The sequence below is a fragment of the Bradyrhizobium cajani genome, from assembly GCF_009759665.1.
GTDB lineage: Bacteria > Pseudomonadota > Alphaproteobacteria > Rhizobiales > Xanthobacteraceae > Bradyrhizobium > Bradyrhizobium cajani.
On the sequence record NZ_WQNE01000005.1, the window covers coordinates 289198 to 309806 of the forward strand.

Here is a 20609-nt window from a genome sequence, read left to right on the forward strand (position 1 = left end):
CGCACAGCGACACTGCTATTCATGATGAAGAACGGCGCAGTGCGATTTGCATTTCATGTCACGCATTTCACTTGACCGCAGACGCGGCCAACTCGAAGATATTCGTCAGGGGTTTTGAGGATCACTATGCTTGTGCAGGCTAGCCAAGGCCAATCGGGCTCGGCGCATGTAGTCGTGCTCGGCAACGAGAAAGGCGGATCCGGCAAGTCGACCACCGCCCTGCACATCGCAGTTGCGCTCCTGAAGGCCGGCCAGCGCGTCGCCACCATCGACCTCGACTGCCGTCAGCAGAGTTTCACCCGCTACATCAGCAACCGTTCCGCCTGGGCCCGCCGCACCAAGCTCGGCCTCGAGCTGCCGGTGCATCGCTGCATCAAGCTCGGCGAGACCATGCAGATCGCCGAGAACGAGAATTCCGAGTTCCAGCAGTTCATGGAGGCGGTCTCGGCGGTCGAGAGCAATTTCGACTTCATCGTCATCGATACACCCGGCACCGACAGCTACCTGATGCGGCTTGCGCATTCGATGGCCGACACGCTGGTCACGCCGATCAACGACAGCTTCCTCGATTTCGACGTGCTCGGCACCGTCGATCCCGCCAACTATGCGGTCACCGGCGAAAGCCACTACGCCGAGATGGTGCGGGACACCCGCCGCAAGCGCCGCCAGCTCGACGGCTCGAGCACCGACTGGATCGTGGTGCGCAACCGCCTGTCGATGCTCGGCTCCCGCAACAAGCAGCTCGTCGCCGAGGGCCTCAAGGATTTGTCGCTGCGGCTCGGCTTCCGCTATGTCGACGGCTTCGCCGAACGCGTCGTCTATCGCGAGTTCTTCCCGCGCGGCCTGACCGCCCTCGACGAGATCGACGAGGCGACGCTCGGCATGCGGCCCAATCTCGGCCATCTCACCGCGCGGGAGGAGGTGACGAGCCTGCTGCGCCAGCTCAAGCTGCCGCTCGACGAGCGCGGCCGCCGCCGCGCCGCCAACCGCGCCGAATGGTTCAGCCAGGTCGACAAGCCGCTCGAGGTCCACGACATCCTCGGCGCCTAAGAGCGGTATATCGCTACTTCCGGCCGATCAAAGCGGCCGGTTCCTGGCGGAACCGAAGCCGGCACTGCGTCGTTTTCATTCTGTGTTTACCGTGAAATTGAGCCCGATCGAGATGAGTTGCATCAGATGGTGATCTACACCCTGGCGTAGCGGTATCGGGATGGAGTGCCCAACAAACGTGTGCGGCGCACAACGAAAGGGCTGCCGGTTCACAATTTTTAGCCTTCCTGTCACGCGGCTGTGACATATATTAGGGAATAGGCGCGAAGGGGCCGCAGAGCCCCGGAAGAACACGATTTTCAACAGGGATTCAGGCCGCAAGAGCCTGAGGCTGAGGACGAAAATGAAGCGTGGAATTGCCGTTCTGGTTTCGGTCAGTGCTCTCTGCGGCGTCGCCTATTTCACGGCGAGCAAGTGGGCCATCAAGCACGAAACCATCACCTTCTACGACGCTTCGCGCGACAACCGCCCGGTGCCGGTCGACATCGCCGTTCGCCGCGATAAGGAAATGCAGGCCAATGCCGGCCTGATCACGTTGCCGGTCGCCGTGATCAATCACGGCAACACGGTCAAGAACACCGAGTACGGCTTCCTCGCCAACATCTTCGCTGCGCGCGGCTATATGGTCGTGAGCCCGCAGCATGATCTGCCGACCGATCCTCCGATGGTGACCAAGCCCGGCGAACTCTATGTCGGCCGGCTGCCGCAGATCCTGCGCGGCGTCGCCAACATCCATCTCGCCATGCAGGAGATGAAGAAGGTTCAGCCGTACGCGGACTACGAGAAGGTGACGATGGTCGGCCACTCCATGGGCGGCGACATCACCATGTATTTCGCCAAGCAGTATCCGGACGAGGTCAAGAAGGTCGTCACGCTGGACAATCTGCGCGTGCCCTTCGTCACCGCCGGCAAGTTCAAGATCCTGTCGTTCCGTTCCACCGATCCGCAGTTCAAGGCCGATGCGGGCGTGATCCCGACGGATGAGGAATGCGAGAAGGCGGGGATTCAGGTCGTGAAGACCGAATTCCAGCACAACGACATGCGCGACACCGGTCCGGATGTGGCCAAGAACTCGATCCAGAGCATGCTCGACAAATTCCTGAGCGCGACTGACAGCGAGGTGGCGCCCGTCGACACACAATCGGCCCCGCCCAATATCCTCGAGCCTGGTCCGGTCGCTCTGATGGCGCCTGCCAAGAGCTGACGCCTTTCCGCATCGTCAGTCACGATCTTCAAAGCCTCTGCCGGCCACCGCCCGCGGAGGCTTTGCACATTGACCGGGCTGCACGCGCTAACCACATTAGCGGCTCACGCAGGGTCAAGGGATGGCGGGTGAACCCATCAAGCCGCGCGGTGGCGATGCCGTCTCGACGCAGGCCGGCGGCGCGGTGCCGCAGGCCGGGACGTCGAGCGCGGAGGACATTGCCACCTTCGTTGCCAAGGCGCGCGCGCTGTCACCGCATGCGCCGGGCGCGAAGGGGCGGCTTATCTTCGCGCTGGATGCGACGATGAGCCGGCAGCCGACCTGGGACATGGCCTGCGCGCTGCAAGCCGACATGTTCCGCGAGACCGCGGCGCTCGGCAGTCTCGACATCCGGCTCGTCTATTATCGCGGGTTCAACGAGTGCCGCGCCACGGGGTGGATCTCCGACAGCGCCAGGCTTGCGGCGCTGATGACCAAGATCGATTGCCGCGGCGGCGACACCCAGATCGGCAAGGTGCTGAGCGAGGCGCGGCGTGAGGCGGTGGCATCCGGCGTGCGGGCCGTGGTCTTCGTCGGCGACGCCATGGAGGAGCAGGTCGACGAGCTCAGCGCCAAGGCCGGCGAGCTCGGCATGCTCAAGGTGCCGGTGTTCGTATTTCAGGAAGGCAACGACGCCGTGGCCGAGCAGGCCTTTCGCGAGATTGCGCGCCTGACCGGCGGCGCCTGGTGCCGGTTCGATCCCGGCGCGGCCGCACAGCTCCGGGAGCTGTTGCGCGCCGCCGCGGCCTACGCCGCCGGCGGCCGTGAGGCGCTGTTGAAATTGGCGCAAAGCGCAAGCGGCGCGGCCAAGCTGATCGGCCAGATGAAGTGATGCGGACTCGCCGGCCCGGCTGCGACGGCATGCTTTCTGGCCGCGAGGGGACTATATTCGGGCCATGACCCTGATCGCCGGCGCTGTCGCCGTTATCACGCTTTATCTGCTGCTCCAGATGTTCCGCGCCGCCAATCCGGCGGTGCTGGCGCGCGCCATCAGATTCGGCGGTGGCGTCGTGGCGCTGGCGGTCGCGGCTTTCACCGGCTTGCGGGGCGAACTGGCGGTCGCGATCCCGCTCGGAATTTTCGGCGCCGGGCTGCTCGGCTGGACCCCGTTGGCGAATTCCGGTTTCGGCAACATCGGCGGGCTGTTCGGCGGCGGCGCGACGCGTCCCTCTGGGCAGGCCTCGCGCGTACGCTCGCAGTTTCTGGACATGCAGCTCGACCACGACTCCGGCCAGCTCAAAGGCCGGATCGTTGCCGGGCCTCACGCCGGGCGCGATCTCGACGGGTTCGATCTCGCCGGCCTGCTGGCAATGGTCCCCGAGTTCGATGCCGAGAGCGTGGCCTTACTTGAAAGCTATCTGGACCGCCGGTTTCCCGCTTGGCGTCAGAACGCGCAGGGCGATGCGGCAGGGCGGCAGCGCCGCGCGGCGCCGAGCGGCAAAATGACGGCGGAGGAGGCCTACCAGATCCTTGGCCTGCAGCCGGGGGCGGGGCGCGACGACATCAGCCGTGCCCACAAATCCCTGATGAAGAAACTGCATCCCGACCAGGGGGGCTCGACGTACCTCGCTGCCCGTGTAAACGAGGCCAAGGATACTCTGCTTCGTACGCATAACGGCTAACTCCGGCACCACGCCACAAACGCCCGTACCGTGTGAGCTCCGCTTCTCCGTTTGCCGTCGCCCCGATGCCCGCCATTTATCGGCGTGGTCGATCCCTTGAGGAAAGTTTTAACCGTAAATTCTTGACGAGAGGTTGTCGCGGAACTGGCTTTGGCCCACCGCATGCCGAAAACACAAATGCCCGCGCAAGGCGCGGGCATTTGTTCGGGACGGGGTGGAGGAGGTCAGTTGCGCACGGTGATGCAGGAGATATCGGCGCGCTTCAGGGTGCGGCAGACGGCTTCGGCCTGGTCGCGCTCGAGCCCGGCGAAGCGGGCGCGGTAGAGCTTGCGGTTATCCTTCGCGACGACCGTCTCGGTGAACGGATCGGCCTTGCTGAGCAGGCCGCGGGCCGAGCTGCGCGCGGCGTCGATGCGTTGCTGGGCCTCGTTCTCGCTCTCGAGCGCGCCGACCTGGACGATCCAGCCGCTATGGGCAACGGCCGGCTTGGTCGTGGCGCTCATCTGGATCGGCTGCGGGGCCGGATCGGCGGAGGCAAGCTTCGGGGCGGCGGGAGCTGGCGCCGCTGCGGTCGCAGCCGGCAATACGCCGAGGATGCCGTTGCCGGTGCCGAACCCCGCCGGCTGCGGCGGCAGCTCGGTGCGGGCGACCTCGGCCTTCTGCGGTTCCGGCTTGTTGATGAGATCGGCCCGGGCAACGACCGCGCCGGAGGTTTCCGCGACGTCGGAGCGGGACACAACCGTGGAGGTGACCTGCGGTGCGACTTGGGCCGGGGTGGCGGAGGCGACCTTCACGGCGCCGGCTTTGACCTGAACCGTCTTCACGCGAACCGGCTTCATCGGTTCGGAGGAGCCGGGGATGATGGAGAGCGGCTGGCTCGAGATCACGCCATTGGTCAGCGGCGCGGGCTCGATCTTGGATTCTGTCGGGCGAACTTCAGGCTTGTTGGCCTCAGGCTTGGGCTGGGACGGCGGCATCGCGGCCGTCGCCGCCGCAAGCGCCGACAGGCGCGCGGCGAGACGCTGCTGGGCGGTCTCGGGAGCAGGGGTGGCCGCGGCCTGGACCTGCGGAGCCGGGCGTGCCGGAGTATCCGATGCGTCGGCGACCGCGGCACTGGTGTCAGCGCTGTTGCGCTCGGTGACCGCCGCGACGGTGTGGGTGGTCGCACCCTTCTCGAGATTCTCGGCGAGCAGGTTGCGCATGATGGCGTCGCGCGAGCCGCCGCTGCGGCCGCCGAGTACCACGCCGATCAGGTGGCGGTTGCCGCGGCGCATCGAGGTCACGAGGTTGAAGCCGGAGGCGCGGGTGTAGCCGGTCTTGATGCCGTCCACGCCCTCGACGCTGCCGAGCAGATGATTGTGGTTCCGGATCGACTGTCCGCGCCAATTGAAAGTCGAGGTCGCGAAATAGCGATAGTAGCGCGGGAAGCGCTCCTGGATCGCGCGGCCGAGCGTGGCCTGGTCGCGCGCGGTCGTCACCTGCTCGTCGTTGGGAAGGCCGTTGGCGTTGCGGTAGACAGTCCTGGACATGCCGAGCGAGCGCGCCTTGCGCGTCATCATCTGGGCGAAGTCGTCCTCGTCGCCAGCGATCGCTTCCGCGATCACCACGGCCGCATCGTTGGCCGAGCGGGTGACGAGACCCTTGATCGCGTCCTCGACGCGGATGGTCTGGCCGGCACGCAGGTTCAGCTTGGTCGGATCCTGATCTGCGGCGTGCTGGGACACCGGCATCTCGGTGTCGAGCTTCATCTTGCCGGACTCGAGGCGCTCGAACAGCAGATAGAGCGTCATGATCTTGGTCAGCGAGGCCGGATGGCGGATCCCGTCCGGGCTCGTCGCCTGGAGCACCGCACCGGAATTGCCGTCGACGATGATGGACGCGAATTTCGAGCTGGAGCTCTCGGACACATCGCGCTGCACCCGGTGGTGCGCGTAGTGGCGGCGATGGCGCCGCGCCTCGGCAGCATCGGTGGTGAAGATGACTGCGGTGGTGACTGTAAGAAGCCCGAAAACCCCAACCCGCGCCAAGCGCGAGGAAGACAAGTTTTTACGAAGCATGGAACCCCGTCCCCGTTTCTGACTTGATCACCGGCTCGTGGGGCGAAATTGTGCCCAACGGACCCTGGATCATTACCTGCTCAGACTGTCCCTCCGCTGGTGTTCGCCGCGGGGGACGTTCGGCCTGAGCCGCTATTCTGGCTAAGGTGATGTTCTCAAACGGCTTTTGGCCACTTGCGGAAGCTGAACACGTCCAGGGAATCAGGGTAGGGGGCCGCGGTTTCCAAAAGCTTAAGGAACCCTTGCGGGAAACCCCGGGAATCGGCGCGATTTGTATCTGCTTTTGTGCGTCGCACAAGATTCTTGACTTTTTTGTGCGTTGCACTAATTTTAGGCGAAGTCAGGGAGCCGGGGCTTCCCGACGAGAGCCAGGGAAAAGGATTCCGACATGTTCAAGGTTGAAGACTTTCAGAACTACGGGAAAGAGCAGTTCGAGCAGTGCGTTGCCTCCGCGACCTCGGTGCAGCACGGCCTCCAGGCGATCGCCAGCGCTTATGGCGACTACACCAAGAAGTCGTTCGAGGACACCAAGTCCTTCGTCGAGAAGCTTTCCGGCGTGAAGTCGCTGGACAAGGCCGTGGAAGCACAGACCGATTTCGCCCGTTCCACCTACGAGACCTTCGTTGCGGAATCGCAGAAGATCGCCGGCCTCTACAGCGACCTCGCCAAGCAGGCGTTCAAGCCGGTCGAGACGATCGTGTCGAAGTTCACCCCGGCCGCCAACTAACGTTTTCTAGAAGTCCTGGAATCAAGAAGCCCGGCTGTACAAGCCGGGCTTTTTTATCTGTCGCGACAGATCCGTCCCAGCGCGCCATGCGCAGCTTCAAGAGCGAGCTCTGACTAGCCGACGTGACCAGATAGAACTTGTCGTGCTGCTGGCGCAATTTTGCAGCACGCTCAAGGTCGGATCGCTGCCGGTGTTCACCTGCACCGTGTAGACCGTGGCGTTCGCGGCCTTCGTGTTGTCGCACGGAGGCGCTCGTGTTGCATGAGTTCTGATCGAGAGGTGGATCATCGGGACCGTAGAAGAACGGAGATGTCCCGCGTGAACCGCCTCGCTGCGTCATTGGCCGGTTCCTGATCAACACGTTCTAACCGGCCGAAACGGAAATTTTTGTCAAATCGGTCCGGATTGATTAACCTTGGTCAGGATCGCCCGGATCGGGAATCGGGACCGCCGCGGCCACATCGTCCGGACCTTGCACGCTTGCGGCGAGCCGGACACGGGCCCATATTCCGTGCAACCGATCCGGTTTGGACCGGACCGGTTGGAAGCGGCGATCCAAAAGGCGGCGCGCCAGCGCGAAGCTCCGAAGGGTGGAGCTCGGGGGCGGACCGTCACTCGCTTCCATGGGGAATTTTGAACGCCTGAGCCATGTCGCAACTGACTTCCAGACTCGATCTGTCCGCGGCCGCCGCCGGCCACGCTCCCCGGATGAGCAATGACGAGAACCGTTCCGGCAGCCCGACGGGTCCGAACACCTCTGTCATCACCAAGGTCAAGCCGAAGACCAAGCGGCCGAACCTGTATCGCGTACTGATCCTGAACGACGACTACACGCCGATGGAATTCGTCGTCCACGTCTTGGAGAAATTCTTCCAGAAGGACGTCGAGGCGGCGACCAAGATCATGCTGCATGTCCACCATCACGGCATAGGCGAGTGCGGCGTGTTCACCTACGAGATCGCCGAGACCAAGGTGACGCAGGTGATGGATTTCGCCCGCAAGCACCAGCACCCGCTGCAATGCGTGATGGAAAAGAAGTAACTGCGCGTTCCAATCCAGAGTTCTTTAGATCGGTTCTGTTCGCGCGCTCTGTGACGTCAGTGCATACCGCTGCATGATCCGGCGGACATCGGCGCCGGCGCCAATCCTGCCCAAATGGGTAGTTCTGCCCAAATCGGAACGGGTTTTGCATCGAGTATGCCGTGGGCGCGTAATCCCCGTCGAGTCGCGGAACCGGTCTTTTGCCGCGATCTTGTATAACTATATGTGACAAAGGTTGTTGTTGCCTGACCGGGCGATGGCGATCATGATGGTGGGGGCCATAGAGGACGCGAATGCCGACTTTTTCCCAAAGCCTTGAACAATCCCTGCATCGTGCGCTGGCGATCGCAAACGAGCGTCATCACCAATACGCGACGCTCGAGCATCTTTTGCTCTCCCTGATCGACGACTCCGATGCAGCCGCCGTCATGCGCGCCTGTAGCGTCGACCTCGACAAGCTCCGCACGAGCCTCGTCAATTATCTTGAGACCGAATTCGAGAATCTGGTCACGGATGGCGCCGATGATGCCAAGCCGACCGCCGGTTTCCAGCGCGTGATCCAGCGCGCCGTGATCCACGTCCAATCGTCCGGGCGCGAGGAGGTGACCGGCGCCAACGTGCTGATCGCGATCTTCGCCGAGCGCGAGAGTCATGCCGCGTACTTCCTGCAGGAGCAGGACATGACGCGCTATGACGCCGTCAACTACATCAGCCACGGCATTGCCAAGCGGCCGGGCGTTTCCGAGGCGCGGCCCGTGCGCGGCGTCGACGAGGAGACCGAGACCAAGGGCAACGAGGACGCCAAGAAGAAGGGCGAAGCGCTCGAGACCTATTGCGTCAACCTCAACAAGAAGGCGCGTGACGGTAAGATCGACCCGGTGATCGGACGCAACTCCGAGATCAACCGTGCGATCCAGGTGCTGTGCCGGCGGCAGAAGAACAATCCGCTGTTCGTGGGCGAGGCCGGTGTCGGCAAGACCGCGATCGCGGAAGGTCTGGCCAAGCGCATCGTCGACAGCGAGGTGCCGGAGGTTCTGGCGGCCGCGACCGTGTTCTCGCTGGACATGGGCACGCTGCTCGCCGGCACGCGCTATCGCGGCGACTTCGAGGAGCGCCTGAAGCAGGTGCTGAAGGAGCTCGAGGCGCATCCCAACGCCATCCTGTTCATCGACGAGATCCACACCGTGATCGGTGCGGGCGCGACGTCGGGCGGGGCGATGGATGCCTCCAACCTGCTCAAGCCTGCGCTCGCCTCGGGCACGATCCGCTGCATGGGTTCGACCACCTACAAGGAATACCGCCAGCACTTCGAGAAGGACCGCGCGCTGGTGCGGCGCTTCCAGAAGATCGACATCAACGAGCCGACGGTCGAAGACGCGATCGCGATCCTCAAGGGCCTCAAGCCCTATTTCGAGGACTATCACCGGCTGAAATACACCAATGAGGCGATCGAGGCTGCTGTGCAGCTGTCCTCGCGCTACATCCACGACCGCAAGCTGCCCGACAAGGCAATCGACGTGATCGACGAGTCCGGCGCGGCGCAGATGCTGGTGGCCGAGAACAAGCGCAAGAAGACCATCGGCATCAAGGAGATCGAGACCACGATCGCCTCGATGGCGCGGATCCCGCCGAAGAGCGTGTCGAAGGACGATGCCGAGGTGCTCAAGCATCTCGAGCAGACCCTGAAGCGCACCGTGTTCGGCCAGGACAGGGCGATCGAGTCGCTCGCCGCTTCGATCAAGCTGGCACGCGCCGGCCTGCGCGAGCCGGAGAAGCCGATCGGGTGCTACCTGTTCTCCGGTCCGACCGGCGTCGGCAAGACCGAGGTCGCCAAGCAGCTCGCTGCCAGCCTCGGCGTCGAGCTGTTGCGCTTCGACATGTCCGAATACATGGAGCGGCACACGGTGTCGCGCCTGATCGGCGCGCCTCCCGGCTATGTCGGCTTCGACCAGGGCGGCCTGCTCACCGACGGCGTCGACCAGCATCCGCATTGCGTGGTGCTGCTCGACGAGATCGAGAAGGCGCATCCCGACCTCTACAACGTGCTGCTCCAGATCATGGATCACGGCCGGCTCACCGACCACAACGGCAAGCAGGTCAACTTCCGCAACGTGATCCTGATCATGACCACGAATGCCGGTGCTTCCGATCTCGCCAAGCAGGCGTTCGGCTTCACGCGCTCGAAGCGGGAAGGCGACGACCATGAGGCGATCAACCGGCAGTTCGCGCCGGAATTCCGCAACCGCCTCGATGCCATCGTCTCGTTCGGCCATCTCAGCGTCGAGGTGATCGGCACCGTGGTCGAGAAGTTCGTGCTTCAGCTCGAAGCGCAGCTCGGCGACCGCGACGTCACGATCGAACTGTCCGAGCCCGCCAAGGCCTGGCTGGTCCAGCACGGCTATGACGAGCAGATGGGTGCGCGGCCGATGGCCCGCGTCATCCAGGAGCACATCAAGAAGCCGCTGGCGGACGAGGTGTTGTTCGGCAAGCTCAAGGGTGGCGGCCATGTTCGCGTCGTTCTCGTCAAGGACGAGGCCGATGAGACCAAGGAGAAGATCGGCTTCGAGTTCGTCGAAGGCCCGGTCACGCCGAAGCAGGAGAAGCTGCCCGGCACCCGCAAGCGCCCGCCAGGCAAGCCCAAGCCGGGCGGCCCCGGCGGCTCCAAGGGGCCGACCTCGAAGGGCCCGCTGGTCAAGGCTTGATCGGCACGTCATGACATCGAAAAGGCCGGCTGAAGAGCCGGCCTTTTTGCTGACCTGCAGGCGGCCTAATCCCCCTTCATCCGTTGTCCGTCCTGGATCCGCACGTGCTCGGCGCCGCGGGCGCCGGCGGACGACAGTCGCGACATGCTGAGCAGCGCGCCGCACAGGGCAAAGCCGACGCCGGCGAGGAGCGCGATCCTGGTGCCCTCCTGCGGATAGCGGCCGAGGAACAATGCGACCAGGGCGGCGCCGGCGGTCTGGCCGAGCAGGCGGGCCGTGCCGAGCATGCCGCTGGCGCCGCCGGAGCGCTCGCGCGGGGCGGCCGCGATCATGGTGCGGTTATTCGGCGTCTGGAACAGGCCGAAGCCGAACCCGGCGAGGGCCATGCGCCAGGCGATGTCGAATGCCCCGGGCTCGGCCGGCAGCATCGCGAGCGAGGCGAGCCCGCCTGCGAACAGCAGCAGGCCGATGCCGCCGAGCAGGCCGGCCGGGTAATGCTCGACCAGGCGCCCGGCGAGCGGCGCCGCGAATGCCACCGTGATCGGCCAGGGCGTGATCAATAGCCCCATATGCACGGCCGAGTAGCCGAAGCGGCTCTGCAGGTAGAAGGGGATGGCGACGAAGGCCAGCATCTGGGCACAGAACGAGGCGATCGACGTCGCGATCGACAGCGCGAAGATCGGGATGCGTAGCAGATCGACCGGCAGCAGCGGGGCGGCCATGTGCGTCTCGCGCCAGATCAGGGCGGCACCCGCGATCACCGCGACGCCGAATTCGATCAGGCAGGTGAGGAGCGGCTCGCCATGGCCGACGCTGTCGACCGCGAAAATGCCGACGCCGAAGGTGATTGCGCTCAGCCCTGCGCTCTGCCAGTCGAACCTGTGCGTCGCGGGGCGCGTGTGCGGCAGGCACCGCGCGCCGAGCGCGATCGCGACGGCGCCGATTGGCACATTGATGGCGAACAGCCACGGCCAGCTCCCGATCGCCAGGATGCCGGAGGCGAGTGTCGGCCCGACCGCAGCCGAGACCGCCACGACGAGCGCGTTGCGCGCGATGCCGCGTCCGAGTAGCGCATGAGGGTAGGTGAAGCGCACCAGTGCGGTATTGACGCTCATGATGCCGGCCGCGCCGAAACCCTGGATGATGCGCGCGACCGTCAGCAGCGGCAGCGTATGCGCGAGCGCGCAGAGGGCCGATGCGAGCGTGAACAGCGCGAGCCCGACCAGGTAGACGCGGCGATAGCCGATGATCTCGCCGAGCGAGGCCAGCGGCAGCAGCGAGATGGTGATGGCGAGCTGGTAGCCGTTGACGATCCAGATCGAGAAGGCGGGGCTTGCGTCAAGGTCGGCCGCGATCGTCGGCAGCGCGACGTTGGCGATGGCGCTGTCGACCACGGCCATGATGATGCCGAGCGCAATGGTCAGGATCGCCTGGTTGCGCTGAGGCTGCGGCAGGCCGTCGGCATGCTCGATGGGGGCGGACGACATGATGAAGGCGCGCTTGATTCGAGCCGTGTTGCATCTCCGGATTAGGAAATTGCAGGATTGATCGCAACCCGGCAGGACGCGGACGGTTCCCACGCCGGAAGCTTGGCGCAGGCGTCACGGGCATGGGTCAGGACGGCCTGCGCGGGTTCACCACCGCGCAGGCCGTCCTGATGCAGCTCAAGTCGAGGCCGCGGTCGAGGCCAGGGCGTCGCTACACCGCCGGCGGATTGCGGTCGGTGAAGGTCGTGCGCTGGTGCCAATAGGGATAGGGCAGCGTCACCGTGCTCGCGGCGTCGAGCTTTGCGATCTGGTCCTTGGTCAGCGACCAGCCGACCGCGCCGAGATTCTCGCGGAGCTGTGCTTCGTTGCGCGCGCCGATGATCAGCGTTGCGACCGTCGGACGCTGGAGCAACCAATTCAACGCGATCTGCGAGACGCTCTTGCCGGTCTCCTTCGCCACCTCGTCGATGGCCTCGCCGACGCGATAGACGTGCTCGTCCGGCACCGGCGGCCCGAACTCCGCGGTCTTCGGCAGGCGGCTGACCTCGGGCTTGGGCTGGCCCCGGCGGATCTTTCCGGTGAGGCGGCCCCAGCCGAGCGGCGACCAGACGACGGCGCCGAGCCCCTGGTCGAGGCCGAGCGGCATCAGCTCCCATTCGTAGTCGCGCCCGATCAGCGAATAGTAGGTCTGGTTGGCGACGTAGCGGGGAAAGCCGTGCTTGTCGGCCACGGCCAGCGATTTCATGAGGTGCCAGCCCGAAAAATTCGAGACGCCGACATAGCGGATCTTGCCGGCGCGCACGAGCACGTCGAGGGTCGCGAGCACCTCTTCAGGCGGCGTGAAGGCGTCAAAGCCATGGAGCTGGAACAGGTCGATGTAATCGGTGCCGAGCCGGCTCAGCGAACCGTCGATGGCGGCGAGCAGATGCTGGCGTGAAGAGCCGATGTCGTTGGGCCCGTCGGCGAAGCGGAAGGTAGCCTTGGTCGAGATCAAAACCTTGTCGCGGCGGCCCTTGATGGCTTCGCCGAGAACCCGCTCGGACTCGCCGAGCGAATAGACGTTTGCGGTGTCGAACATCGACACGCCGGCATCGAGGCAGATATCGAGAAGGCGCCGCGCCTCGGTCGCGTCGGTCGTGCCCCAGGCAGCGAGGCGGCCGACGCCGCCGAACGTGCCGGTGCCAAGGCTCAAAGCGGGCACCATGAGGCCTGACCGGCCCAAGCGTCGGTATTCCATCGATATGCTCCTCGGCTGGCCGTTGATTGATCGGTGCGGCCTGATGCCGAAGATAGTGCAAGCAGGCGGCGCGTCCTATCACGCGCTCACATACCGGCCTTGCTTGGGTGGCCTAGTCGTGCAGGCGCATGTCGTCGAATGCTGCGTCGGCAACATGCGATGCGGGCGTCCTCACCAAAGATTGAGTTTCGAGCCTTGTTGCGGGCGAGGGGAGGCACGCGGGTTCGCTGTCACGCGCTTGCTGCGGCAGGAGCGTCAGGCCCCAGCCCACCAGGACCAGCACCGCAAGCCGGATCGCGATCACACCGAGCAACAGCTCCGATCCGCATATCGTGGCGTGAGTCCTCATGCGAGCCAGCCTGATGCAGCCCGCCAGACAAGACAATCTGGAATTGGCGAGCATGGCCTTCGCGGCAAGCGAAGACTCGAGGTGATAGCTGACCGGAATGGATGTCAGTGCCGCAACTGGCTCTGCCTGAAGTCGCGCGGCGACATCCCGAAATGCTCGCGGAAGACGCGGCCGAAATGCGAGAGGTCGTTGAAGCCCCAGGCGAAGGCGATCTCGCTGACATGTCGGTGGGCGAGCACGGGCGAGGCGAGGTCGCGCCGGCATTGGGCAAGGCGCTCTGCAAGCACATGGCGCTGGAACGACGTGCTCTCGTCCGCGAGGAGATCGTTCACATAGCGCGGCGAGATGCCGAGCGCGGCCGCGGTCTCCGCGAGCGAGAGGTCGGGATCAGCGAGATGCGCGCGGATGTGCGCCTTCAGCCGATAGAGCAGGGCAGAGCGATGGGTCGACGACGGCAGCGATGTCTTGCCGAGCCGCTCGCCCAGTGCCATCGCCAGCAGATCGACGGCCTGTTCCGACAGCGCGGCAGCATTGTCCGGAGCAAGCCGGTCCGCGCTCTGGCAGAGCCTGACGATGAAATCGTAGGCGAGCCGTTCGAGCGGCACGTCGGCGCCGAATGACATCGCGGTGAGCGTCTCGGTGGCGCCGAGCCGGCGCTGCAGCATCTCCCTCGGAACCTTGAAGATGGTCTGCGTGAAGGCGCCGTTGAACTTCAGCTCATAGGGACGCGTCGTGTCGTAGAGCGCGAACTCGCCGGGATGGATCACGGTCTCGCGGCCGTCCTGCACCACGCCGCCGTCGCCGCGATTGCCGAGCGCGATCAGGACGAAATCCTGGGCCGAACGCGCGATGCGGGAAGGTGTGCGGAAGACGTGCTGGCGGTCCGAGCAGACCTCGGAACACACCGCCTTGCCGAGCGAAGCCTGCGTGACCGAGCCGCGGAAGGCGCTCCCGAGGTCCGACTTGCAGTCGAGCCCGACGAACACGTCGCAGACGATATCCTGCCAGAGGGCCAGCCGCCGATGGCCGGGGCTGCCGTCTGTCGTGAACTGGATTGGCATCTGGACAGCCTCCCTTTCACATTCTGCAAAACCGCATGTTGGCGCAGATCGAGCCTGACCGGAGGCAAATCCCGTACCGGCCGGCGGTCCCGTCAGTCGAGTTTTTGTGCCGCCGTGGTCGAGCGCCCGGCCGCCCGGCTTGGCCAAATAGACTGCATCGGACGTGGCTTCCGATCAACCGGCAATGGAGGCGGGAATGGGCATCGAACATCCGAAATACAAGGTGGCGGTGGTGCAGGCGGCGCCGGCCTGGCTCGACCTCGACGCGTCGATCGACAAGTCGATCGCGCTGATCAGGGAGGCCGCCGAAAAGGGCGCCAGGCTGATCGCCTTTCCCGAAGCTTTCATCCCCGGTTACCCCTGGCACATCTGGATGGACTCGCCGGCCTGGGCGATCGGCCGCGGCTTCGTGCAGCGCTATTTCGACAACTCGCTGTCCTATGACAGTCCGCAAGCCGAGCGGCTGCGCGAGGCCGTGCGCAAGGCCAGGCTCACCGCCGTGATCGGCCTGTCCGAGCGCGACGGCGGCAGCCTTTATCTGGCGCAATGGCTGATCGGGCCCGACGGCGAGACCATCGCAAAGCGCCGCAAGCTGCGGCCGACCCATGCCGAGCGCACGGTCTATGGCGAGGGCGACGGCAGCGACCTTGCCGTGCATGCGCGGCCCGACATCGGTCGCCTCGGCGCACTGTGCTGCTGGGAACATCTCCAGCCGCTGTCGAAATACGCCATGTACGCCCAGAACGAGCAGGTGCACGTCGCCGCCTGGCCGAGCTTCTCGCTCTACGATCCCTTCGCGCCGGCGCTCGGCGCCGAGGTGAACAATGCGGCCTCGCGCGTCTACGCGGTGGAGGGCTCCTGCTTCGTGCTCGCGCCTTGCGCGACGGTGTCGCAGGCCATGATCGACGAGCTCTGCGACCGGCCCGACAAGCATGCCCTGCTGCATGCCGGCGGCGGCTTTGCCGCGATCTACGGTCCCGACGGCAGCCAGATCGGCGACAAGCTCGCACCGGACCAGGAGGGTCTCCTGATTGCCGAGATCGATCTGGGCGCCATCGGCGTCGCGAAGAACGCCGCCGACCCCGCCGGGCACTATTCGCGGCCCGACGTGACGCGGCTGCTGCTCAACAAGAAGCCCTACAAGCGCGTCGAGCAGTTCGCGTTGCCGGTCGACACCATCGAGCCGACGGATATCGGCGCAGCAGCGAGTTGATCACCGGGATCAAGGGGGGAGCACGATCATGGAATCCGCAATTCCTCTGCATCTCGAAACCCAGCGCACGCGCCACAAGCGCGTGCCGGACGATTACCAGCCGCCATATCCGTCCTTCGTGGCGCGCTATAAGCCCGCCGTGAGCCGCGTCGTGATGGCTTATTTCGGCGTGCAGTATCGCGGTGCGACACCGTCGGCTGCGACGGAGGCGCTGGCCGAAATCGCGCGGCGGTTTACTACGGAAGGCGGACCCTCGCATTGGGACCGCGCGCACTATGTCGACCAGGCCGGCTACGAGACCGTCATCTCCGTTGCCTACTGGGATGACATCGTGCGCTTCGACGCCTGGTTCGCGCCGGTGCGCGAGGCGTGGACCGGCAAAGGGCGAGAGGGCATCGGCACGTTCATCGAGGTGCTGCGTCCCGCCGTCGCACGGCATGAGACGTTGTTCTCCTCGCTTGGAAGGCCTGAAGGTGTCGCGGTGATCGCGGAAGGCATGAGCGGCGAGGTGCAGGAGCACGCCTATTGGGGCGGCATGCGCGACCGCATTCCGCTGTCGCAGACTGACGCGATGGCGCCCGGCGGCACACCGGAGCTGATCCGTGACGGCGCGCGGCTGCGCGTCGTGGCGCACGACAATCTCTGCCTGATCCGTTCCGGCCAGGACTGGAGTGACACGGAAGCATCCGAGCGCAAGCTCTATCTCGACGACGTCGAGCCGGTGCTGCGCGAGGGCATGGATTTTCTGCGCGACGACGGCCTCGGCATCGGCTGCTACGCCAACCGCTACATGCGCGTGCTCGCGGCCGACGGCAGCGTCGGCGAAAAGTCGTACGGCCAGAGCTGGTGGAAGAGTCTCGCCGCGCTCGAACGCTGGGCAGAATCGCATCCGACTCATGTCAGGATCTTCGGTGCGGCGATGAAATATCTCTCGACGCTTGGGCCGTCAGCCAAGCTGCGGCTTTACCACGAGGTCACCGTGGCAGCCGCCGACGAGCATTTCTTCGAGTATCTGAACTGTCACGCCAAGACCGGCATGCTGGCGGCCGTGGAGACCGTCAGCGCCTAGGCCACGCAATGGCCGAGCAGTTCCGGATGCGCCGCGCAGATGTGATGCGCGCCGGCGCCCCTCAGCTCGGCTTCGCTGCCATAGCCGTAGAGCACGCCGATCGCAGTCATGCCGTTGGTGCGGGCGCCGACCACGTCGTGGCTGCGGTCGCCGATCATGATGGCGCTGGCGGGATCGACCTTGGCCTCGTCGAGCGCGTAGCGCAGCAGGTCGCGCTTGTCGACGCGCGTGCCGTCGAGCTCGGAGCCGAACACACGCTCGAAATACGGCTTCAGGCCGAAATGCTCGACGATGCGTGTGGCGTAGACGGCGGGCTTGCTGGTCGCCACGAACATGCGCTGACTTGTCGCTGCGATTGACGACAATGTATCCGTAATTCCGCTGTAGGCCTCGTTCTCGAACAGGCCGATGTCGCTGAAGCGCTCGCGATAGAGCAGGAGCGCGCGGTCGGCGAGTTCATCGGTTCCGGTGAGCTTTCTGAGGCTTGCAAGCAGCGGCGGGCCGATGCACCAGGTCAGTTCGTCTTCGCTCGGGACGGAAACGCCAAGCCGTTCCAGCGCGTACTGGATCGAACGGGTGATTCCGGGCTTCGGATTGGTCAAAGTGCCGTCGAGATCAAAATAGATTGTCACCATCAGGGCGGACCAATGTTGATAGGATCGCCCGTTGCTAGTTCGCTGGGGTTCCAAGTCAAGGTCTGATTTGTCCGATAGCGCCAATGCCATGCGAATAGCTCGGATCATCGCTGTCTTGTGCCAGGTGCTTGTGCTGAGGCCGGCGCTGGCGGAGGAGGCGCCACCCCCCGCCGCGCCGCCGGGTACCCAGGAACCCGCGAAGCCGGCGGACAAACCCGCAGACGCCCGCGAGAGCGACACGCGGGAGTCGATCTGCCTGATCATCGAGGCCGCCGCGCGCGACAATAACCTGCCGCTGGAGTTCTTCGCGCGCGTGATCTGGCAGGAGAGCCGCTTCCAGGCTGACGCGGTGGGGCCCATGACGCGCAGCGGGGAGCACGCACAGGGGATCGCGCAGTTCATGCCGGGCACCGCGAGCGAGCGCGGGCTGCTCAATCCCTTCAATCCGGTGCAGGCGCTGCCGAAGTCGGCGGAGTTCTTGAACGAGCTGCGCAATCAGTTCGGCAATCTCGGCCTTGCGGCAGCGGCCTACAATGCCGGGCCGCGGCGGGTGCAGGAATGGCTTGCGGGTACCGGCGGCATGCCGGAGCAGACGCGCAACTATGTCTACGCCATCACCGGAACGACCGTTGACGCCTGGGCCAAGGCAGGAGCGACCGGCAAGGGCCCGCCGAGCTCGCCGCCGACAAGCTGCCGCGATCTGATGGCACTCCTGAAGCGCGCGCCAAACGCCTTTGTCGCCGAGCTCGAGCAGCATGTCGAGCTGGCTGCCGCAAAGATCTGGGGCGTGCAGCTCGCCGCCGGCTTCGACCGCAACAGGGCACTGGCGATGTATTCCCGCGCGGTCACCCGGCTGAGCGCCGTGATCGGCGAGCGCGATCCAAGCCTGCTCTCCTCGGTGATGCGCAGCCGCGGCACGCGCGCCTTCTATCAGGTGCGCATCGGCGCCGACACGCGTAGCGAGGCGGACGATCTGTGCAACCGCATCCGCAAGGCCGGCGGGGCCTGCTTCGTGCTGAAGAACCGCGGGGTGAGCGGGTAGGGGCGTCTCTCTCCTCTCGTCATTCCGGGGCGCGCCCTCTTGGGCGCGAGCCCGGAATCCATTTTCCCGCAGTCTCTGCCGCCCGATGGATTCTCAGATGCGCAATTGCGCATCATAGCTCGCGACTTCGTCGCGCCCCGGAATGACGGTGGTGGTGTCTCGCGCATGCCAGCTCCGCCGCGCGCTTCCTTGACGCGCGGCGCCGCATTGCCCGTTATGCGGGCACGATTCCTCATCCCCGGCCAAGACTCCCCGTGGCGCTTCCTCCGCTCGATTCACCTCAATGGCAAAGCTCCTGGCGCGCCTTTGCGTGGGGGCTGCGCTCGATCACGCAGACGATCCTGACCATCGTGCTGTTCGTGACCTATCTCGGCATCGGCGCGCTGGCCCACGACACCCATTTCAGCCTGCTCTGGGCGCTCGCCTCGACGCTGTTTGTCTGGGCAGGTCCTGCGCAGATCATCCTGATCACCACGCTCGGCTCGGGTGCGACCATCATCCAGTCGGCGATTGCGGTGACCGTCAGCGCCATCCGCCTGTTTCCGATGGTGGTCTCGGTGCTGCCGCTGATGCGCACGCCGACGACCAAACGGCGCGAGTTGATCTTCGCCGCACATCTCACCGCGGTGACGTTGTGGGTCGAATGCCACCGCTTCCTGCCGCAGGTGCCTCGCGAGCGGCGCATCGCCTTTGTCCACGGGCTCGGCTGCGGCCTCGTCTCGGTGTGTCTCTGCGCCAACACGGTCGGCTATTTCCTCGCCGCCAACCTGACACAGACGCTTGGAGCGGCGATCCTGCTGCTGACGCCGCTGTCCTTCCTGTTCTCGACCGCGCGCAACAGCCGTGAGGTTGCCGACATCGTCGCGCTCGGACTGGGCATATTGCTCTATCCGCTGGCCGCGAAGATGAACTCAGGCCTCGACATCCTCGTCAGCGGTGTCGTGGCCGGCACGATCGCCTATGGCGTGCATTGGTGGCGGGAGGTGCGCGCATGAGCCTTGCGCAGCTCAGCGGCGACTGGCACGCGCTCGCCGTGCTGTTCGTCGCTGGCGTCGTTCCGAACCAGATATGGCGCATGCTGGGCCTGTGGTTCGGCGGCGGCATCGACGAAGGCTCCGAGCTGCTGGTCTGGGTGAGGGCGGTCGCCACCGCGATCCTGGCCGGCGTCATCGCCCAGATCGTGGTGGAGCCGCCCGGAGCGCTCGCCAGCGTGCCGGATGCCTTACGCTATGGCGCGGTCGGCGCCGGGCTCGTGGCCTTCCTGCTGACCCGGCGCTCGATCTTCGCGGGCGTGGTGACTGGCGAAGTCTTCATGCTGGCCGGCAAGTGGTGGTTGGGCTAAAACCGTCGGCGAACAGCAAGGAACAGGAAATATGGTTCGCGAACAGGAGCTCCGCGAGGGCGAGGTCGCCATCGAGCTGCCGCCCGCAGAGGATGCCGGCCTTGTCTTCATCGGCCGCATCCGCACCCCCTGGACGTCGCGGCTGGAGACGCCGCGGCAGGGGCGTCACGATGGCCCGATATGCCGCCTCGAGATTTTCGAACCGTTCGTGCCGGCTATCAAGGGCGTCGATTTCTACAGCAATCTCGAAGTGCTCTACTGGCTCGACAAGTCGCGCCGCGACATCATCCTGCAAAGCCCGAAGAACAACGAGAAGACCCGCGGGACATTCTCGCTGCGCTCGCCGGTGCGGCCCAATCCGATCGGCACGTCCATCGTCAAGCTGGTCGGCATCGAGGGAAATGCGATCCTGGTGCGCGGGCTCGACTGCATCGACAACACGCCGCTGATCGACATCAAGCCCGACCGCTGCGAGTTCACGCCGCTGGCCGCGCCGCAGCCGGGGGATTTCCAGACGGAGTGAGGGGGACTGCGCGCTAACCCCGTCATTGCGAGGAGCCCTTGCGACGAAGCAATCCAGACTGCATCCGCGGAGGGATTCTGGATTGCTTGTGCGCCAGGCAAGCTGGCGTGGTCCAACCGGTGGAAGTCCGGTCCGGGTAAGCGGTAGCGAGCGCCCGGTAGTGAGTGTTGCGTGGCCGTCGGCAACGGCGGCTGCGAAGCGTACACAAC

At 65.3% G+C, this 20609-nt stretch carries 19 protein-coding genes; 13 read left to right on the forward strand and 6 right to left on the reverse strand.

The features are described from left to right. Positions 1-126: 126 nt before the first annotated feature. The 4 genes from GPL20_RS09790 (at position 127) to GPL20_RS09805 (ending at position 3915) form a co-directional block, all read left to right on the forward strand. Entirely contained in the window at positions 127-1050 is a 924-nt protein-coding gene (locus tag GPL20_RS09790) for a division plane positioning ATPase MipZ (protein ID WP_157329355.1), read from the forward strand. A 343-nt stretch (positions 1051-1393) separates the two neighbouring features. Beyond that, entirely contained in the window at positions 1394-2254 is an 861-nt protein-coding gene (locus GPL20_RS09795) for an alpha/beta fold hydrolase (RefSeq protein ID WP_157329356.1), read from the forward strand. A gap of 121 nt (positions 2255-2375) precedes the next feature. Next, positions 2376-3125 (forward strand): vWA domain-containing protein, encoded by a 750-nt coding sequence (locus GPL20_RS09800; protein WP_157329357.1) that lies wholly within the window; start codon positions 2376-2378, stop codon positions 3123-3125. A 64-nt stretch (positions 3126-3189) separates the two neighbouring features. Then, positions 3190-3915 (forward strand): DnaJ domain-containing protein, encoded by a 726-nt coding sequence (locus GPL20_RS09805; protein ID WP_157329358.1) that lies wholly within the window; start codon positions 3190-3192, stop codon positions 3913-3915. Between the two features lie 224 nt (positions 3916-4139). Here GPL20_RS09805 and GPL20_RS09810 read toward each other — a convergent pair whose 3' ends face one another. Continuing rightward, on the reverse strand, positions 4140-5972 hold the full coding sequence (locus GPL20_RS09810; RefSeq protein WP_157329359.1) for a serine hydrolase: 1833 nt from the start codon (positions 5970-5972) through the stop codon (positions 4140-4142). A gap of 388 nt (positions 5973-6360) precedes the next feature. On the opposite strand from GPL20_RS09810, the gene GPL20_RS09815 reads away from it, so the two are divergent. The 3 genes from GPL20_RS09815 (at position 6361) to clpA (ending at position 10442) form a co-directional block, all read left to right on the forward strand. Further along, the gene (locus GPL20_RS09815; protein ID WP_157329360.1) at positions 6361-6699 is read left to right on the forward strand and encodes a phasin family protein; all 339 of its coding nucleotides are present in this window, start codon (positions 6361-6363) and stop codon (positions 6697-6699) included. Between the two features lie 708 nt (positions 6700-7407). Continuing rightward, positions 7408-7740 carry an ATP-dependent Clp protease adapter ClpS gene (clpS, locus tag GPL20_RS09825; RefSeq protein ID WP_027548135.1) on the forward strand — a complete coding sequence of 111 codons (333 nt, stop codon included), beginning with the start codon at positions 7408-7410 and terminating at the stop codon, positions 7738-7740. Between the two features lie 293 nt (positions 7741-8033). Next, complete coding sequence (gene clpA, locus GPL20_RS09830; RefSeq protein ID WP_157329362.1) at positions 8034-10442, forward strand: ATP-dependent Clp protease ATP-binding subunit ClpA; 2409 nt, start codon at positions 8034-8036, stop codon at positions 10440-10442. A 65-nt stretch (positions 10443-10507) separates the two neighbouring features. On the opposite strand, the gene GPL20_RS09835 is transcribed toward clpA, so the two are convergent. The 4 genes from GPL20_RS09835 to GPL20_RS09850 all read right to left on the reverse strand — a co-directional run bounded on the left by GPL20_RS09835 (position 10508) and on the right by GPL20_RS09850 (position 14576). Further along, complete coding sequence (locus GPL20_RS09835; protein ID WP_157329363.1) at positions 10508-11929, reverse strand: MFS transporter; 1422 nt, start codon at positions 11927-11929, stop codon at positions 10508-10510. 211 nt (positions 11930-12140) lie between these two features. Beyond that, the gene (locus GPL20_RS09840; protein ID WP_157329364.1) at positions 12141-13166 is read right to left on the reverse strand and encodes an aldo/keto reductase; all 1026 of its coding nucleotides are present in this window, start codon (positions 13164-13166) and stop codon (positions 12141-12143) included. A 112-nt stretch (positions 13167-13278) separates the two neighbouring features. After that, the gene (locus GPL20_RS09845) at positions 13279-13470 is read right to left on the reverse strand and encodes a hypothetical protein (RefSeq protein ID WP_254126488.1); all 192 of its coding nucleotides are present in this window, start codon (positions 13468-13470) and stop codon (positions 13279-13281) included. Between the two features lie 149 nt (positions 13471-13619). Beyond that, positions 13620-14576 (reverse strand): AraC-like ligand-binding domain-containing protein, encoded by a 957-nt coding sequence (locus GPL20_RS09850; RefSeq protein WP_157329365.1) that lies wholly within the window; start codon positions 14574-14576, stop codon positions 13620-13622. Positions 14577-14772: 196 nt separating this feature from the next. On the opposite strand from GPL20_RS09850, the gene GPL20_RS09855 reads away from it, so the two are divergent. Next, positions 14773-15789 (forward strand): carbon-nitrogen hydrolase family protein, encoded by a 1017-nt coding sequence (locus tag GPL20_RS09855; RefSeq protein ID WP_157329366.1) that lies wholly within the window; start codon positions 14773-14775, stop codon positions 15787-15789. 28 nt (positions 15790-15817) lie between these two features. After that, positions 15818-16858, forward strand: a complete 1041-nt coding sequence (locus tag GPL20_RS09860; protein WP_157329367.1) for a phenylacetaldoxime dehydratase family protein — start codon at positions 15818-15820, stop codon at positions 16856-16858. Here GPL20_RS09860 and GPL20_RS09865 read toward each other — a convergent pair. Continuing rightward, positions 16855-17493: an HAD family hydrolase gene (locus GPL20_RS09865; protein ID WP_157329368.1), complete on the reverse strand. Its 639-nt coding sequence runs from the start codon at positions 17491-17493 to the stop codon at positions 16855-16857. The genes GPL20_RS09860 and GPL20_RS09865 overlap by 4 nt on opposite strands. Before the next feature lie 88 nt (positions 17494-17581). Here GPL20_RS09865 and GPL20_RS09870 point away from each other — a divergent pair, with 88 nt between their 5' ends. The 4 genes from GPL20_RS09870 to tsaA all read left to right on the forward strand — a co-directional run bounded on the left by GPL20_RS09870 (position 17582) and on the right by tsaA (position 20400). Further along, positions 17582-18535 (forward strand): lytic transglycosylase domain-containing protein, encoded by a 954-nt coding sequence (locus GPL20_RS09870; RefSeq protein WP_157329369.1) that lies wholly within the window; start codon positions 17582-17584, stop codon positions 18533-18535. 254 nt (positions 18536-18789) lie between these two features. Further along, positions 18790-19530, forward strand: coding sequence for an AzlC family ABC transporter permease (locus tag GPL20_RS09875; protein ID WP_254126486.1), 741 nt, complete (start codon positions 18790-18792; stop codon positions 19528-19530). Further along, entirely contained in the window at positions 19527-19877 is a 351-nt protein-coding gene (locus tag GPL20_RS09880; RefSeq protein WP_157329370.1) for an AzlD domain-containing protein, read from the forward strand. Before GPL20_RS09875 ends, GPL20_RS09880 begins: the two co-directional genes overlap by 4 nt. Before the next feature lie 31 nt (positions 19878-19908). After that, entirely contained in the window at positions 19909-20400 is a 492-nt protein-coding gene (tsaA, locus tag GPL20_RS09885) for a tRNA (N6-threonylcarbamoyladenosine(37)-N6)-methyltransferase TrmO (protein WP_157329371.1), read from the forward strand. Positions 20401-20609: the final 209 nt, after the last annotated feature.